Source organism: Thalassovita gelatinovora (assembly GCF_001458355.1).
In the GTDB taxonomy this organism is placed as follows: domain Bacteria; phylum Pseudomonadota; class Alphaproteobacteria; order Rhodobacterales; family Rhodobacteraceae; genus Thalassobius; species Thalassobius gelatinovorus.
In genome coordinates this window covers 620,880-636,318 of the sequence record NZ_CYSA01000015.1, presented here as the reverse complement: position 1 = coordinate 636,318, position 15,439 = coordinate 620,880, and the positions used below count along the sequence as shown (strand labels likewise).

General features: G+C 55.0%; 15 protein-coding genes. 6 read left to right on the top strand and 9 right to left on the bottom strand.

Annotated features, from left to right (window positions below):
- Window positions 1–221: 221 nt before the first annotated feature.
- From lptB to TG4357_RS07705, 7 genes are all read right to left on the bottom strand, one after another.
- Window positions 222–980 (bottom strand): LPS export ABC transporter ATP-binding protein, encoded by a 759-nt coding sequence (lptB, locus tag TG4357_RS07735; RefSeq protein ID WP_058262272.1) that lies wholly within the window; start codon window positions 978–980, stop codon window positions 222–224.
- A gap of 4 nt (window positions 981–984) precedes the next feature.
- Window positions 985–1,467, bottom strand: a complete 483-nt coding sequence (lptA, locus tag TG4357_RS07730; RefSeq protein WP_058262271.1) for a lipopolysaccharide transport periplasmic protein LptA — start codon at window positions 1,465–1,467, stop codon at window positions 985–987.
- A gap of 16 nt (window positions 1,468–1,483) precedes the next feature.
- Window positions 1,484–2,083, bottom strand: coding sequence for an LptA/OstA family protein (locus tag TG4357_RS07725; protein WP_058262270.1), 600 nt, complete (start codon window positions 2,081–2,083; stop codon window positions 1,484–1,486).
- Between the two features lie 28 nt (window positions 2,084–2,111).
- Window positions 2,112–2,723 carry a ribonuclease D gene (locus TG4357_RS07720; RefSeq protein WP_058262269.1) on the bottom strand — a complete coding sequence of 204 codons (612 nt, stop codon included), beginning with the start codon at window positions 2,721–2,723 and terminating at the stop codon, window positions 2,112–2,114.
- 791 nt (window positions 2,724–3,514) lie between these two features.
- Window positions 3,515–4,129, bottom strand: coding sequence for a response regulator transcription factor (locus TG4357_RS07715; protein ID WP_058262268.1), 615 nt, complete (start codon window positions 4,127–4,129; stop codon window positions 3,515–3,517).
- A gap of 236 nt (window positions 4,130–4,365) precedes the next feature.
- Complete coding sequence (locus TG4357_RS07710) at window positions 4,366–5,175, bottom strand: enoyl-CoA hydratase/isomerase family protein (RefSeq protein WP_074646762.1); 810 nt, start codon at window positions 5,173–5,175, stop codon at window positions 4,366–4,368.
- A gap of 63 nt (window positions 5,176–5,238) precedes the next feature.
- Window positions 5,239–6,021, bottom strand: a complete 783-nt coding sequence (locus tag TG4357_RS07705; RefSeq protein WP_058262266.1) for an IclR family transcriptional regulator — start codon at window positions 6,019–6,021, stop codon at window positions 5,239–5,241.
- A gap of 117 nt (window positions 6,022–6,138) precedes the next feature.
- Here TG4357_RS07705 and TG4357_RS07700 point away from each other — a divergent pair, with 117 nt between their 5' ends.
- Window positions 6,139–8,295, top strand: a complete 2,157-nt coding sequence (locus TG4357_RS07700; RefSeq protein ID WP_058262427.1) for a malate synthase G — start codon at window positions 6,139–6,141, stop codon at window positions 8,293–8,295.
- Between the two features lie 2 nt (window positions 8,296–8,297).
- Complete coding sequence (locus TG4357_RS07695) at window positions 8,298–8,720, top strand: GlcG/HbpS family heme-binding protein (protein WP_058262265.1); 423 nt, start codon at window positions 8,298–8,300, stop codon at window positions 8,718–8,720.
- 1,261 nt (window positions 8,721–9,981) lie between these two features.
- On the opposite strand, the gene TG4357_RS07685 is transcribed toward TG4357_RS07695, so the two are convergent.
- The gene (locus tag TG4357_RS07685) at window positions 9,982–10,632 is read right to left on the bottom strand and encodes a hypothetical protein (protein ID WP_058262263.1); all 651 of its coding nucleotides are present in this window, start codon (window positions 10,630–10,632) and stop codon (window positions 9,982–9,984) included.
- A 458-nt stretch (window positions 10,633–11,090) separates the two neighbouring features.
- Between TG4357_RS07685 and TG4357_RS07680 the strand changes: the two genes are divergently transcribed.
- Window positions 11,091–11,417, top strand: a complete 327-nt coding sequence (locus tag TG4357_RS07680) for a hypothetical protein (protein ID WP_139193573.1) — start codon at window positions 11,091–11,093, stop codon at window positions 11,415–11,417.
- A 595-nt stretch (window positions 11,418–12,012) separates the two neighbouring features.
- Complete coding sequence (locus TG4357_RS07675; RefSeq protein ID WP_058262261.1) at window positions 12,013–12,555, top strand: VOC family protein; 543 nt, start codon at window positions 12,013–12,015, stop codon at window positions 12,553–12,555.
- On the opposite strand, the gene TG4357_RS07670 is transcribed toward TG4357_RS07675, so the two are convergent.
- A complete protein-coding gene (locus TG4357_RS07670) occupies window positions 12,556–13,110 on the bottom strand; it encodes a carboxymuconolactone decarboxylase family protein (protein WP_058262260.1) in 555 nt (184 codons plus the stop codon). It abuts the gene before it with no gap.
- Between the two features lie 296 nt (window positions 13,111–13,406).
- Between TG4357_RS07670 and TG4357_RS07665 the strand changes: the two genes are divergently transcribed.
- Window positions 13,407–13,841 (top strand): GtrA family protein, encoded by a 435-nt coding sequence (locus TG4357_RS07665; RefSeq protein WP_058262259.1) that lies wholly within the window; start codon window positions 13,407–13,409, stop codon window positions 13,839–13,841.
- A 14-nt stretch (window positions 13,842–13,855) separates the two neighbouring features.
- On the top strand, window positions 13,856–15,436 hold the full coding sequence (locus TG4357_RS07660) for an NAD(P)/FAD-dependent oxidoreductase (protein WP_058262258.1): 1,581 nt from the start codon (window positions 13,856–13,858) through the stop codon (window positions 15,434–15,436).
- Window positions 15,437–15,439: the final 3 nt, after the last annotated feature.

Here is a 15,439-nt window from a genome sequence, read left to right as displayed (position 1 = left end):
GTTATGCCGGCTGCCTTATGCGACCGGTTGTTTTTATTCCCGAATGCTTGATTGGGACATCACATGGGTCAGTTCACGACCGGGCCTTGGCAACAAGACCACAAACATCAGCGGTGCAAGATCCATGAATGTCATAAAAGTATTTGAGGCGAGTCGGTGGGCAGATGTCAATCGACGGAAGAAAGAATTTTTCACAGCTTGGGTTCTGATCGCGGCAAATTTCAGGAAATTCTGAAACTATCGCCAAGATAAACCCGGCGGACATTTTCGTTTTCTACCACTTCGGCAGGTGTGCCTGACATCAAAACCCGACCATCATGCAGGATATAGGCTCGATCGACGATTTCCAATGTTTCGCGGACATTGTGGTCGGTGATCAGCACGCCAATACCGCGCTTTTTCAAATCTGCGACCAGATGGCGAATATCACCGACACTGATCGGATCGACGCCGGCAAAGGGTTCATCCAGCAACAAATATTTTGGATTGGCCGCCAGGCAGCGTGCGATTTCCACCCGCCGCCGTTCGCCGCCCGACAGTGCCAATGCGGGTGCGCGGCGCAGATGTTCGATGGAAAATTCCGACAACAGTTCTTCCAGCCGTTCACGCCGTTTGTGGCGGTCCTTTTCGGCGATATCAAGAACAGCCGAAATATTGTCTTCGACGCTCAGGCCGCGAAAGATCGACATTTCCTGCGGCAGATATCCGATGCCGAGCTTGGCGCGCCGATACATCGGCAGGTTGGTCACATCGCGCCCGTCGATCAGCACATGACCACCTTCAGGATAGACCAGTCCGCACACCGAATAGAAAGTCGTCGACTTGCCACAACCGTTGGGGCCCAGCAACGCCACAACCTCGCCGCGGTTCAGTTTCATGCTGAAATCACGAATCACGGTCCGGGTTTTGTAGCTTTTGCGAAGGTTTTGTATTTCCAGACCGGAACTGCCGTCAGTGACGGTCAAATTAGGAGCAGCCATCCGGTTATTCCTTGGGTTGAAGCGTGGTTTTTACCCGGCCGCCAACTTGGGCCGTTCCCGCATCAAGATTGATGGTGATCCGGTCGCCCGACATCACGTTAGACCCTTGGCTCAGCAATACGGAGCCCAGCAACAGAACCGTGCCAGCATCGATATCGTATTCAGCACTTTGCGCTTCGGCGGCATCCGGGCCGCTGACCAAAGTAACGCCGCCCGATGCTTCGAGCTTGGAAATTTTCTTATTATCTTCTTTATAAACCACCAAAACATTGGGCGCATTGAGGATCATGTCGCCTTGGGTGATCATCACATTGCCGCTGAATGTCGCGGTTCCGTCTTTTTGGCTGACTGCCAAGTTGTCTGCACTGACTTCGACCGGCTGTTGCGAATCCTGTCGCGCCTTGCCGAAGGCGACATCTTCGGCTGCCGCCAGCGGAGCCGTCAAGGAAATGAACAGGGCCAAAGCCGTCAGTCGTGAAAATCGCAAAGTCAGTATCCTATTCCTACGGTTGATATACCAGCTTTACACCGTTTGTGAAAAGCAATTGGATGTCATTGCTGTCCGGGTCGGTTGTCAGCAGCATTTTTCCTGCCTCGACTGTCCCGGCGGGTCCTTCACCGTAAACCGGACCGTCGGTTTCCGCACCGATCTCGCTCATCTTGGTTTTCAGGTTGTCACTGTGCAGCGCATAGCCGGTGGAACTGGTGATCACTACGCCACCCATAAGTTCGGCTTCTTCGTTTTGGCTGTCCAGCCGTGCATTGGCTGACTGGAACGAAATATGTGTTCCGCTGGTCAGATCAAGTTTGGCATTCAGATTGCTAGCATGGGCTACGTTGTCGAAATCCGGATCGGGTCGTGCGGTTTCGGCGATAAAGGAAATCAGATCGCCCCGGGCGGTGGCCCCGGAAAAGCGCGGGGCGGCGATGATTTCTTCGCGCGCACGTTCTTGCAGACCGATCTGGGAAAACGGCAATGTACCGCTGTGATCGCTGCTGCGCGATAATAAGAACAGCGTCGACAACAGCGCCAGTGCCGCCAACGGCAGCAGTATTTTCAGCCAAGCCACCAGCCTTGAATAAAAACCGTCGCGCGTTGCCATTTGTGTCCGCCAGATGTTCGCCCGAAAATCAGTGAGCGAAAATGTCAATTTCGGGCCAGCCGGTCAAATCCAGCTTGGCACGCGTGGGCAGGAAGTCGAAACACGATTGCGCCAATTCAAGGCGACCTTCGCGTTTCAACATACGGTCCAGTTCCGTTTTCAGTTTATGCAGATAAAGCACGTCCGAAGCGGCATATTCGAGCTGAGCTTTGGTCAGCTTCGGGGCGCCCCAATCGCTCATCTGTTGTTGTTTTGATACGTCCGTGGACAGCAGGTCCTGCAACAGGTTTTTCAACCCGTGCCGGTCGGTATAGGTGCGGACCAGTTTCGATGCGATCTTGGTGCAGTAAACCGGCGCCGTTAGTGCGCCGAAAGCATTGTAAAGCGCCGCGATATCGAAACGGCCGAAATGAAACAGCTTCAGCACATCCGGGTTCGTCAGCATCCGGCACAGGTTCGGTGCCTCGGTCTGGCCTTTTTCGATTTGCACGATATGCGCATTCCCGTCGCCGCCGGACATTTGTACCACGCAAAGCCGGTCACGATGTGGGTTCAGTCCCATCGTTTCGCAATCAATGGCAACAATAGGGCCCAGGTCCAGCCCGTCCGGTAGATCATTGAGGTAAAGATGGTTCGCCATGGCTATTCCTTTTGTGCCCGGGTCGGGCAGATGTAACAAAGTATATCCGGGTCAAGGCCGCGTTGGCCCTGTTTGCAACGGGTTCTAGGGCATTTCGCCAGGGTTTGCCAAGCAGGGCTGGTTAATCGGGCTGCGGATTCCCGCCTTTCGGGCGACCAATACCAACGATCTGGCGATATTTTGACATTTTTTCGGATTTTTCGTCTGTATGCGGGAAATTTGCAATTTTTTAACCAATTGAATTACAAGAATAAATTCTGTCATGGTCGTACTAACGGGGTATTTAGTCTCTCGAAAGTATGTATGCCCATACCATTACCCGGATACCGCGCTGACAGCTAATCAGGGTAAAAACGATACCAAGGTACTGGTAATGAGTTCCATGGTTCTAGATCAAGCGTAACAAGTCGTAATGAGTATAAGGAGCGCGAGTAGAAAACACGTCTAGGCAGTCAACCGTTGTTTTCGATGTCCCCCCCTCCCTCGCGCTCCTTTTTTTAACCAGATCCTTCTCTCTCTCCATGATGACCTGCGACCCCGGTGCCCACCACCGGGGTCGTCGTTCTTTATTGGTACAGTTGTCGCGTCGGAGATTACCAAACCTGCCGACAAGAATTGACCTGGATGCCATAGAGGGAGCGGACGAACAGCACAGGCAGGAACTGGATCAGGGTCCGATCTGAGGCTCGATGTGATAGGTTAAGAAATTCAGATTTGTTCGCCTAAATCATATGAAAAACGGCAAGAACCCGATGCGCGGGCACCGGGCGTTGCGATGAGGTTCCAGCGGGTCAGACCAATCCGTAGTCGCGGGCCAGCAATGCCGCCTGAGTACGGTTTTGCACATTCAGCTTCTTGTTGATCAGGGTAACGAACTGTTTCACCGTGGTTTCCTGAATACCAAGTTCATTTGCGATATTCTTGTTCGTCTTGCCTGTCGCCAGTTCCTTCAGGATTTCTGTTTCGCGCTTGGACAGATTTTCGAAAAATGGATTGTCGGGTTCGGAATCGTCAGCATTCAGCAAATCGTCGGGCAGATGTTTACCGCCCATGGCCAGATATTTGAGAGTATGGGCGAAGTAATCCGGTGTAGACGATTTGGCGATAATGCCCGACGCGCCTATCCTGATTGCTTCGATCGCGTCAGACCGCGGGATCTGTCCCGACATCAACGCTACATGGGCGACGTTCGGGGCAGCCAGAACTTGACGCAATCCGGTCAGTCCATTCATGCCGGGCATCAGGTAATCAAGCACCACCAGATCGAAATGCGGACCATTTGTAACGATCTGCATTGCTGCGGGCAAATTACCGGCCTTGTCTATTTTCAGTGTGTCATCATGCGACAGAAAGGTCGCCAGCATTTCGAGTAGTAAAATATGATCGTCGGCCAAGAGAATGCGCATGGGCGTGTATTTCCCGCCTTTCCTAATTACCGGAACTCAACTGATTACCGTTTCAGTATACGGCTTTCAGGATGTTTGAGAAAGCGTTGCGACCTTAAAATATTGTTGAAAAACAGTGTTATAAGTTCGTGTTGGTGCCCCCAAAGTGATAGCGGGATAGCCCTTTGGTTAGCTTCGTACGCGAAAGGGAAACACCTTTTAGGAGTGTTCCCCAAACGATTTCGCGCTGTGGCGGATCACTTGCCGTGAAATACCGCCGGTCGTTTTTCGAAAAAGGAATCGATACCTTCGTCGAAATCTTCGGATGTATAGAGTATCGCCTGAGTATCACGTTCGGCGGCCAGATATTCGTCGAACCCCATTGGCAGCCGGGCCAGTAGTTGTTTGGTATAGCTGATGGTCAGCGGGGCGCCCGCAGCGATTTCTTCAGCCAACGCCAAGGCATGGGCAAGCGTCGCGCCTTCTTCGGCGATGTCTTCTACCGCACCCCAAGTCATTGCGATTTGCGCGTCGATGGTGCGGCGGGTGAAAGCCAGCCATTTGGTTCGACCCATCCCGATCCGGGCTGTCAGGGTGTGCAGCGATCCCAGATCGGGGATCAGCCCCAGCTTGCCGAAGGGCAGGGAAAACTTCGCACCCGGTGCCGCCACTACGATATCGCAGGCCGCGGCCAGTGACATGCCCGCGCCGACGCACCAGCCTTCGACTGCGGCGACGATGGGTTTGGGTCCCTGAACCATGACCCGCATCAGGTCGGCGGCATCGTTCATCCGTTCGCGCCCGGCGACCGAACTGATGCCCTTCATCGTGGACAGGTCGCCGCCGGCGCTGAAATTGCCCTGCACGCCACAGATCACGATGGCCCGCACCGTGTCGTCCTGCATCGCCTGTTGTAGCAGATCCTTCAGCGCCCCGCGCAGGTCCGGCGACAGCGCGTTGCGCCGCTTCGGCTGGTTCAGCCAGATCAGCCGTGTTGATCCCAGCGAAACTGGCACGCATAATCCGTCGTCGGTGCTGGGCTCTGAAGGCGGGGTTGGCAGGGTCATCATAGTATCCTCTTTCATTTCCAGGCATTGGTCGCATGGTGCAGGGACCCGGTACAAGACCGTTCAGTGGGTGGGTGCGCAACCGCCCAGAACCTCGGTCAGTTCATCGGCAAGCCGCTTCACCACCGCGCCGGTTTCCGCCACTTTTTCCGGCGTTAACCGTGCCGCCAGCCCGGAGACTGAAATGGCACAGGCCGCTTCGCCCTGTGGGCCCCAGACGACGGCGGCGACACAGCGCAGGCCAAGCACGAATTCTTCGTCATCCAGCGCAAATCCTCGATCGCGAATCCGGGCGATTTCATCATGCACCGCGTCGCGCTTGGTCAGGCTGTGCGACGTCATCGCGCGCAGCCCGTGCCGGTCAATGATCCGGTCAATGGCCGTATTTTCCCAAGTGGCGAGGATCGCCTTGCCCATGCCGGAACACATCACCGGCACCCGGCCACCGGGGGGCGAAATCGCACGCATGATTTCGCGGCTTTCCACTTGCGACAGGGTTATCACCTCGCCATCGTCGATGACGCCCAAATTGGCGGTTTCCCGGGTAAGATCGCGTAGACGCCGCAGAAAGGGAAGGGCTGGGGCGACGAAGCTACGTTGTTTGGTATAGGCCGACCCGACGGCAAAGGCGCGTTGACCGACATGCCAGCGGCTGCTTGCAGCATCCGATTGCACGAAACCGCGCTGTTCCAGCGTGGTCAGTAACCGATGGGTGGTGGACACGGCCAAACCAGCCTCTTTCGCCAGATCGGACAGCCGCGCGCCATCGCTGACTTGCGCGACCCGTTCCAGCAGGTCAAGCGCCCGATGCACCGATTGCACGCCACCTGTTTGCTTTTCCGCCATGGACGGCCTTTCCATTTTTGAAGCCCAATATTCCACAATATGGAAAACTTTGACAAGAGGAGAGACGTCATGTCGCTGCTTTCCTATTCTGCCACCAATCATGAAAGGAGAGTCGCGATGACTGATTACGTGACCCGTGCCGGGCTGAATGTAGCCAATGAACTGGCCGAACTGGTTGAAACGCAGATCCTGCCCGATCTTGGGCTGGAGGCCGATGCGGTCTGGTCTGGCTACGCAAAGATGCTGGCCGATCTTGCGCCGGAAAACCGCCGCTTGTTAGACCTGCGCGAAACCCTGCAAAAGCAGATCGACGACTGGCTGTCGGCCCGCAAGGGGCAAACATGGGATAACAATGCCTATCAGGCTTTCCTGCGCGATATCGGCTATCTGGTGCCGCAGGGCGAGGATTTTGAAATCACCACCGCAGAGGCCGATGACGAAATCGCCCGTATTGCCGGGCCGCAATTGGTGGTGCCGGTGATGAATGCGCGGTTTGCGTTGAATGCGGCCAATGCCCGTTGGGGATCGTTGTACGACGCTCTTTATGGCACCGATGCGTTGCCGGGTGCCGCTGAAGGGTCTGGCTATGACCCCAAGCGCGGCGCGCAGGCGGAGGCTTGGGCTGCGGATTTCCTCGACAAGGCGGTACCGCTGGTCGGCGCATCGCACAAGGACGTGACCGCGTATCAGCGTGAAGGTGACGAATTGCTGGCGCTGATCGGCGCGCGCGACGTGCCCTTTGCCGATCCGGCCGGTTTTGTGGGCTATACCGAGAACGGCGATAAGGCCTCTTACATGCTGCGCCACAACGGTCTGCATATCGAGTTGCTGATCGACCCTTCACACCCGGTGGGGGCCACCCATCCGGCCGGCCTGCGCGACGTAGTGCTGGAAAGTGCGCTGACCGCGATTCAGGATTGCGAAGACAGCGTTGCGGCGGTCGATGCCGCGGACAAGACGGACATTTACGCCAAGTGGCTGGGCCTGATGAAGGGCGATCTGACCGAGGTATTCGAAAAGGGCGGCAAGCCGATGACTCGCCGTCTGGCCGATGACAAGGTGCTGACCGCGCCGAACGGGTCGACGCTGACCCTGCAGGGCCGGGCGCTGATGCTGGTGCGCAACGTGGGTCACCTGATGACCACCGACGCGGTGCTGATGGATGGCGAAGAAACCCCCGAAGGCATGTTGGACGCGCTGATCACCGTGGCCTGTGCCATGCATGACCTGAAAAAGACCGAAGGCCCTCGCAATTCGCGTACCGGATCGGTTTATGTGGTGAAGCCAAAAATGCACGGACCGGAAGAAGTGGCGTTTGCCAACACCATGTATGGACGGGTCGAGGACATTCTTGGCCTACCGGTCAATACCGTCAAACTGGGCGTGATGGACGAGGAGCGCCGCACCTCGGCTAACCTCAAGGAATGTATTCGCGCGGTGAAAGACCGTCTGGTCTTCATCAATACCGGTTTCCTTGATCGGACCGGCGACGAGATCCATACCAGCATGAAAGCCGGACCGTTCATTCCGAAGGGCGAGATGAAAGATGCCGGTTGGCTGTCGGCCTATGAGGACGGCAATGTCGATACCGGTCTAGCCACCGGGATGCAGGGCAAGGGCCAGATCGGCAAGGGCATGTGGGCAAAACCCGATGCGATGGCCGAAATGCTGGACGCCAAGATCGGCCACCCGATGGCCGGCGCCAACACCGCATGGGTGCCGTCGCCCACTGCGGCGACGCTGCACGCCACCCATTACCACATGGTCGACGTGTTTGCCCGTCAGGACGAATTGAAGGGCCGTGAAATGGCCAGCCGCGAGGCGTTGCTGACGCCACCGTTGCTGGCAGGACGCAACCTGACCGAAGATGAAGTGCGCCGCGACGTGGACAACAATTGTCAGGGTATCCTGGGTTACGTGGTGCGCTGGATCGATCAGGGCGTGGGATGTTCCAAAGTGCCCGACATCAACGATGTAGGGCTGATGGAAGACCGCGCGACGCTGCGGATTTCATCGCAGTATCTGGCCAACTGGCTGATGCACGGTCTGGTGACCGAGGATCAGGTGATGGAAAGCCTGAAACGTATGGCGTTGGAAGTGGACCGTCAGAACGCGGGCGATGTGGCTTACACGCCGATGGCGCCGGGGTTTGACGGCGTGGCCTTCGCTGCGGCCTGCGACTTGATCTTCAAGGGGGCAGTGCAACCGTCGGGATATACCGAACCGGTGCTGCATGCTCGTCGCCGTGAAGCCAAAGCGCAACAAGGAGCTTGAACATGATTACCGTGACCAGACTGGATTGCGCTGATGCGCGCGTAATGATCGAGGGTGCCCGCGCCAAGGCAGACGAAATTGGGGTGCCGATGTGCATCGCGATCACCGACGAGGGCGGCAACCTGATCGCCTTCGAGCGGATGGATGGCGGCAAGGTGACCTCATCCATCATCGCGATCGACAAGAGCTTCACCGCTTCAGGCGCGAAGAAGGCGACCCATGAATATGGCGCGGCCAGCCAGCCGGGTGCGCCGGCTTATGGCATCGCATCGGCCATCGGTGGTCGTCTGATGGTGGTCGGCGGCGGTTTGCCGGTCTTCGTGAATGGCGATTGTGTCGGCGGTATCGGCGTCAGTTCCGGCACTCCGGCGCAAGATACCGAGGTGGCCCAGGCCGGGGTCGATGCGGTTCTCGCTACGCTCTGATTTTGGGGCTTGATATCGATATGTGCGCCCTTTTTGGGCGCGCATGATTTGCTTCGCCTTCAGGCGAAGCAAATAGGGAAGCCATGTATGGGTTAGGTATCGCTGCCCCCAATTGCTTGGACTGTTGCGCGCGCATGTTTGATCGCCAACCACCCACCCAAAAAAACCCGTTAAGATCAAGCCCGATGCGCAAAACAGTGTCAGCCAGAACAAACATGTAAGCTTGCCTACCTCGACCACGTTCTGTTTGGGAGCCGTCGGCAGATACCAAACGTCAATCGGCCCCCCTTCCGTCAAGGTGTCGAAAAGCTCTTGGCTAACCTCTTGCTGTCCATGGGTGTAAGGATCGGTTTCGGTCACGAAAATGTAAGAAACGTCGTATGTATTTCGTTTTCCGTACCGGCCCTCGTGCAAGTTAGTAACTTCACCGATCACCTTGACGCCATCTGCGGAAAACTCCACCGCCTTTTGATAGGATGAAATCTTGAACATCCCAAGCGCGATGCCCGCCGCGATGAGCAGCGGGAATACCCAGATTTTTTGGCGCCACAACACGCCGATTACTGTCTGTTTCTCGCCGCCCATCTACCGTATCCTTTGCACCATATCAGCGCGTTAGGGTCACTGTACGCCAGCTTTTGACAGGGATCCCGTTCGCGGCAGCTGACGTGTGAAAAATGCCATATATTTGGTCCGGAGAGACGACTATCAACCGCACTGTCATGTCCATCATCGTGCCGTCGATTGTGGCCTGCGTCCGCCCGATCAGACGGGCAAGTTTCTCGATGCCGCATCCCATCAACATCTCGACGTCGGATGACGACAGGATGGGGGCAGGAACGCCATCTTGACTTGCATCAGCTTCAAAGCTTCAAGGTAGATCGTCTGCCCATTCAAACATAATGGGCTGCTGCTGCGCGTCCGGGTGTGTGCCGACAAGTCCACCACTTGGCGACATTTCAATCTGTATCGTTTCAAGGTCTCCACTCGCGGGAAACGGCATCGTCATTGGGCCTGCTATCACATACCCCGCATGATGAGAGATTTTCCATGGGCCGACATACATAAGGCTGATCTCGTCCCAAGCTTGCGGTGAACCGTAGTTGCAGGCGACATTCGGCTCTGCATGGGTGGGTGATGTCGTCAACAAAGTTGACGTGAAACAACAGGTTAATGAAAAAGCCTTGAACAATGCCTCACTTGCTTTTCGATTGCAAAGGTGTCTATGGCGCGATCCTGACGCAACCGGATGTTCAACCCCTCATTGATCTTTTAATAAGGCCTTCGGCAAGGTTGCGCTGAAGCTTCCCTCGATCTGCATTGTTTGCGACGGATCGACCTGGCCGCTCACCAAAGTGTCGCTGTAATGCGCGGCGGCCGTGAAACTTCCCTCAACGAAAAGACCACCCCCCACCTCCTCAAGCGTTGTCAGAGAAAAAACGATCTGGTCCTCCTCATTCGCCAGCCAGCCAGATTTCCAACCGTCGGCGAGATAGGTCAGGGAGACATTCAATGGGATCTTGCTACCGCCAACAGTCATAACATCAAAGCCGAGCAGCAAGCTGTCTTTGACCTCAGCGACGGTTTCGGCCGTCGGCTGTCCCCAAAGGCTGAAACTCTTCATACTCGCGGCGGTAACTGTCATTCCAAAGCTTTGGCTCTCCTCCTCCAAAGCTGTCAGAAACCAAGTCCGTTCAACGCCGTCGAGGCGGGCTGTTAGGGTGCCAAAGGCGTCTTGTGCAACGGAAAATGTTGGCATGAGCGACAATGCCAGAGCCAAGGCGGTATTGCGATAGCGGGAAAGGAACATGGGAACTCCGAAAATGAAATGAACGCGGTAATCGCGCCGAAAAAAGTCAAACAAGCCGAAGTTGGTATAGGCGAAATCATCTCGTATCGGACCGTCAGGCACGAAAATCGAAACCCTAAATTCAACTATGCGCTAATAATTTGGTCCGTCAAGGACGCCGGCAGAGGAACTTCATATCAGACCGTACCCTCGTGGAAGTTGCTCGCACTCTGTGATGGAACCGTCGCATGCTCTTGTTTCGATTATCATTTTTTAACAAATTGTCTGATGCCAGTGCCTATTTGAGAGGCCGAAGATACTTGAACAATTTCATGAACAATAGGCGATCAAGCTGGATAGAGTATCTGATGGTTTAAGGTCACAACGCCTGGAGGGCATTCCACACAGTGTATATATGATGGATATGGAAATTTGATGCTCAATCCACCTTCTGCCGGTTCAGCGGACTATAGGTCTTTCCCTGGATCAGTGCTTGGACACACGTTCCATGATGTTATCCCATTTTTCATGGGGAACAGTCTTGGTCGGGTTAATGATTATTATGAGGTAAGACCCGTAAGATGAATGATGATTCTAGGCAACCAGCCAATATGTGGATATATTTTGCAGGCTTTGTAATCTCGACTGCCGTGCCGTTGTTATACTCATATCGGATGCAAAAGGAGCATATTGTTTGGTTGACTAGAGATTGGCTTCTCAACTGGGAGGTTATGGTTGTTTTTACGACAATTGGTGGTTTTTCAGTTGGGGCCTTTGCAGGATTGTTTTACATTTTTCGGATTTGGGCTTGGTTTCCGAAAGCTATCACTCACGGACTTTTCTTGATTTTGTCACTTGCCTTGGCGCATTATCTGGCGGCTAAGTTCATGTCGTTTGGTGGAATTTGAAGATAATTTGGGCCTGTTGTCTGGGCAGTTTTCGGAAAGAAAGTATTATACGGTTGGTTGCGTTTCTGTGTGGCGAATTGAGATTTTTCGGTGCGGAAACTATTGGATTGCTCGGAGATGGTGAATCAGGGCGCAAAATGGTCGCATGTAGGCAAAGCCTTTGAAAGTTGTATCGGAGGATGGGCTGCTAAATTACTAGATAGGTACCTTGTGCTGCTCTCGATGTTGAAGTTTACAGTTTTTGATGCGGATGGAACCACTGAAATCCTTCTAGAGGGCAGTGACACCCAGCGTTTGGCAGGCATCACGCGCGGCGGGCCCACCCCACGCCCCACTCGTAGCGCCTCAACGTGTTCCAGCCCGTCCATGTTGCCTCGAATGATCTGTTTTATCAACGCCACTAGTGCTTCATCTATCGACTTGTCCTGCATGGTGACAGGATAGCGAAAACTGGCAGTTATGGATTCCGGCTTCTTGGTGCGCTTGATACATAAGGCCGGATATTTCTGAACAGAAGAAGCTTCGGCTTCTCTAGAAAAGGCTTGTTGGTTACAAATGTAACCACTAGGCCCTTCTTAAAAGGAGGGCCTGAGCCATGAAAATCGAGAAGATTCACCACGTCGCCTATCGCTGCAAGGATGCTAAGGAGACGGTAGAATGGTACCGCGACATGTTGAATATGGACTTCATCCTGGCGATCGCCGAGGATCATGTTCCGTCCACCCATGAACCCGATCCCTATATGCATGTTTTCATCGATGCCGGGGATGGCAACGTGTTGGCGTTTTTCGAATTGCCGACCAAGCCTGACATGGGGCGCGATCCCAACACGCCGGTCTGGGTGCAGCATATCGCCTTCAAGGTGAAGGACCGCGACACGCTGATCGAATTCAAGGAGCATCTTGAGGCGAAAGGTGTCGAGGTTTTGGGCGTGACCGACCATTCGATCTTTCATTCGATCTATTTCTTCGATCCGAACGGGCACCGGGTCGAGCTGGCCTGTCCGGACCCGGAAGAAGACGCGATGCTGGAAAAGCTGAACGCGGTGAAATGGGACATGCTGGAAGAATGGTCGCGCACCAAAAAAGCTCCCAAACATGCCGATTGGATGCACAAGAAGGAATTGACCGGGCTGTGATCAGCCGGTGAACGGTTTGTCAGCCAGATCGGCCGAGATGTCGTCGTCCAGAGGTGTGCCGCAGCTGTTCAGGATATAGCCGAGGGTGGAATAGAACCCCACCGTGGCGATCACATCGAAAAGGCCCTTTTCGCCGACCAGCGCGATCAGGGCCTTTTGGGTGTCTGGGGACAGCCGTTTTACCCCGAACAATTCGTCTACGGCGCGGGCGATGGTGGCATCATCAGCGTCCATGGCCGCAAGGGGCCCGCGGATCGACCCGATCTGGGCATCCGACATGCCGCAGGCGCGGGCGCGATGCACATGCTGATTCCATTCGTAGGACGATTCGAGATTATGCCCGGTGCGCAGGATTGTCACCTCACTCAATTGCGGCCCGAGCGCGTTGTCGATCACCACATGTTGGCGCAGCGGTGCCCAGGCTTTCAACAGTTCGGGATCATGTGCCATGGTGCGATAGACATTGAGCTTGCCGGCGAATCCATCGCGCAGATCGGCGATCTGATCGGGCCAAGCCCCATCGGGGATCGGAGGGAAGCGAAGCGGATCTGTCATTGTCCTGTCCTTGGTGCTAGGCGTCATATGTTTCCTAGATGGCATGATGGATATGGAGGGAACAGCGGAAATTGTACTCGGTTGATCGGCTGAATGCTTCGGTTATGGGCTTTGCATGGCCTGTTGGCGGGGTCTGGTGCAGGTTGCAGGCGCATAATCGTTGTTTTCCCAATTGGCGATTCGTAATGTTTTCTTGGATTTGGCCGTTTTATGTCGTTATTCGTTACTAAACCCGGTCGGACCCTCAATCGACCTGTTCTAAGGCAGGTACTCGTACTGGCAACGGAAAGGTTTGAATGTTTATCAAGTTTTTGATTTGCTCCGGTTTGGCCGCTGTCGTGAACCTGACGACAGGATATTTTCTCTATGGTGTGATGGGGTTCAACGGCCCGTTGGAATATGCGGGATCTGTCGCCTTGGCCTTCGTGATGGGAATGGCGGTGAGTTTCGTGTTAAACCGCGCCTATACCTACGATCCCTCCGGTCGCCATCCAAAGGAGGAGGTCCGGGATTTCTTTCTGGTCTCTGTCGTCGGTCTGGGTCTGACCACGTTGTTGGCACATCTGTTTTTGACCGGATTGCGCTGGGTTGTGGCCGGCCAATGGGGCCTGCCCGTCGCACCCGAAACTGCGGCTCATATCATGGCGGTGGGTTTCACCGCCTTCTATTCCTTTTTTGCGCATCGGCATGTCAGTTTCCGGCCTGCCAATCCTGATAACTATCTTCTTTGACACAGGGACCAAGAATGCCCCAGAAAATAGCAGTAATCGTTGGCGCCGGACCTGCCGGATTGACCGCCGCCTACGAGCTTGTCACCCGTACCGATATCAAGCCGATCCTTTTTGAAGCTGACAGTCAGGTCGGCGGCATTTCCAAGACGGTGAATTACAAGGGCAACCGGATCGATATCGGCGGCCACCGATTTTTTTCCAAATCCGATCGGGTGATGGAATGGTGGACCAATGTCATGCCGCTGCAGGCACTGAAGGACGGTGAAGAAGGATTGACCATCACCTATCACAACCGCCAGCGCGAAGTTGCGGCGGGACCGGGCCCCGATCCCGATCAGGTCGACGAGGTTATGCTGGTACGCAACCGCGTGTCGCGTATCCTTTATGATCGCAAGATGTATGATTACCCGCTGAAGTTCAGCGCACAAACCTTTGCCAATCTGGGGGCCCTGCGGACGCTTAGGATCGTGGCTAGCTATGGCAAGGCGCGACTGAACCCGATCAAACCCGAGGTCAATCTGCGTGATTTCATCGTCAACCGTTTCGGGCAGGAACTTTATGCGACATTCTTCCGCGACTACACCGAAAAGGTCTGGGGGGTTCCCTGTGAAGACATACCTGCCGATTGGGGTGCGCAGCGGATCAAGGGGGTGTCGATTACCGGGCTGATCAAGAACATGCTGCGCAAACTGAAACCGCAGACCGGGTCGTTGGCGCAGAAGGATACCGAAACCAGCCTGATAGAGCGGTTTCTTTACCCCAAGCACGGGCCGGGTCAGTTATGGGAAGTGGTGGCGCGTGAAGTCGTGGAAAAAGGCGGCGAGATTCATTACCAGAATTTCGTCACCGGTATTTCCCATGATGGCAGCCAGATTGACAGCGCGACCGTGGTGGGCCCTGACGGGGACATTCGGGAGGTGAAAGCCGATTACCTGTTTTCGTCGATGCCAATTACAGAACTGATCGGGGGCTGGACCCCACCGGCACCGGCGGCGGTGCGCGAAGTGTCTGATGGACTGAGCTACCGCGATTTCATGACCGTAGGCCTGTTGCTGAAGCGGCTTAAACTGGGCTGCGGTACCGATGCAAGCACGCTGGCCGAAAAGGTACCGGATAACTGGATCTACATTCAGGACAACGATGTGAAGGTCGGGCGGTTGCAGATCTTCAACAATTGGAGTCCCTATCTGGTCGCCGATCCCGATACGATTTGGGTGGGTTTGGAATATTTCGTCAATGAAGGCGATGAATTCTGGACCATGGATGATGCGGCGCTGAAACAATTCGGTGCGTCGGAACTGGAAAAACTTGGTGTGGCCGATCCGGCCGATGTGCTGGATGCGGTGGTGGTGCGCACCCAAAAGGCTTACCCGGCTTATTTCGGCACCTATGGCCGGTTCAAGGAAATCGAAACCTATACTCGCCAGTTTGAAAACCTGTTCTGTGTCGGGCGCAATGGTATGCATCGCTACAACAATCAGGATCATTCGATGTTGACAGCGATGATTGCCGTCGACGGTATTGTCGAAGGCCGGGATGTGCGCAACGAGTTGTGGGATATCAACACCGAAGAAGAATACCACGAAAGCAAATAGGGC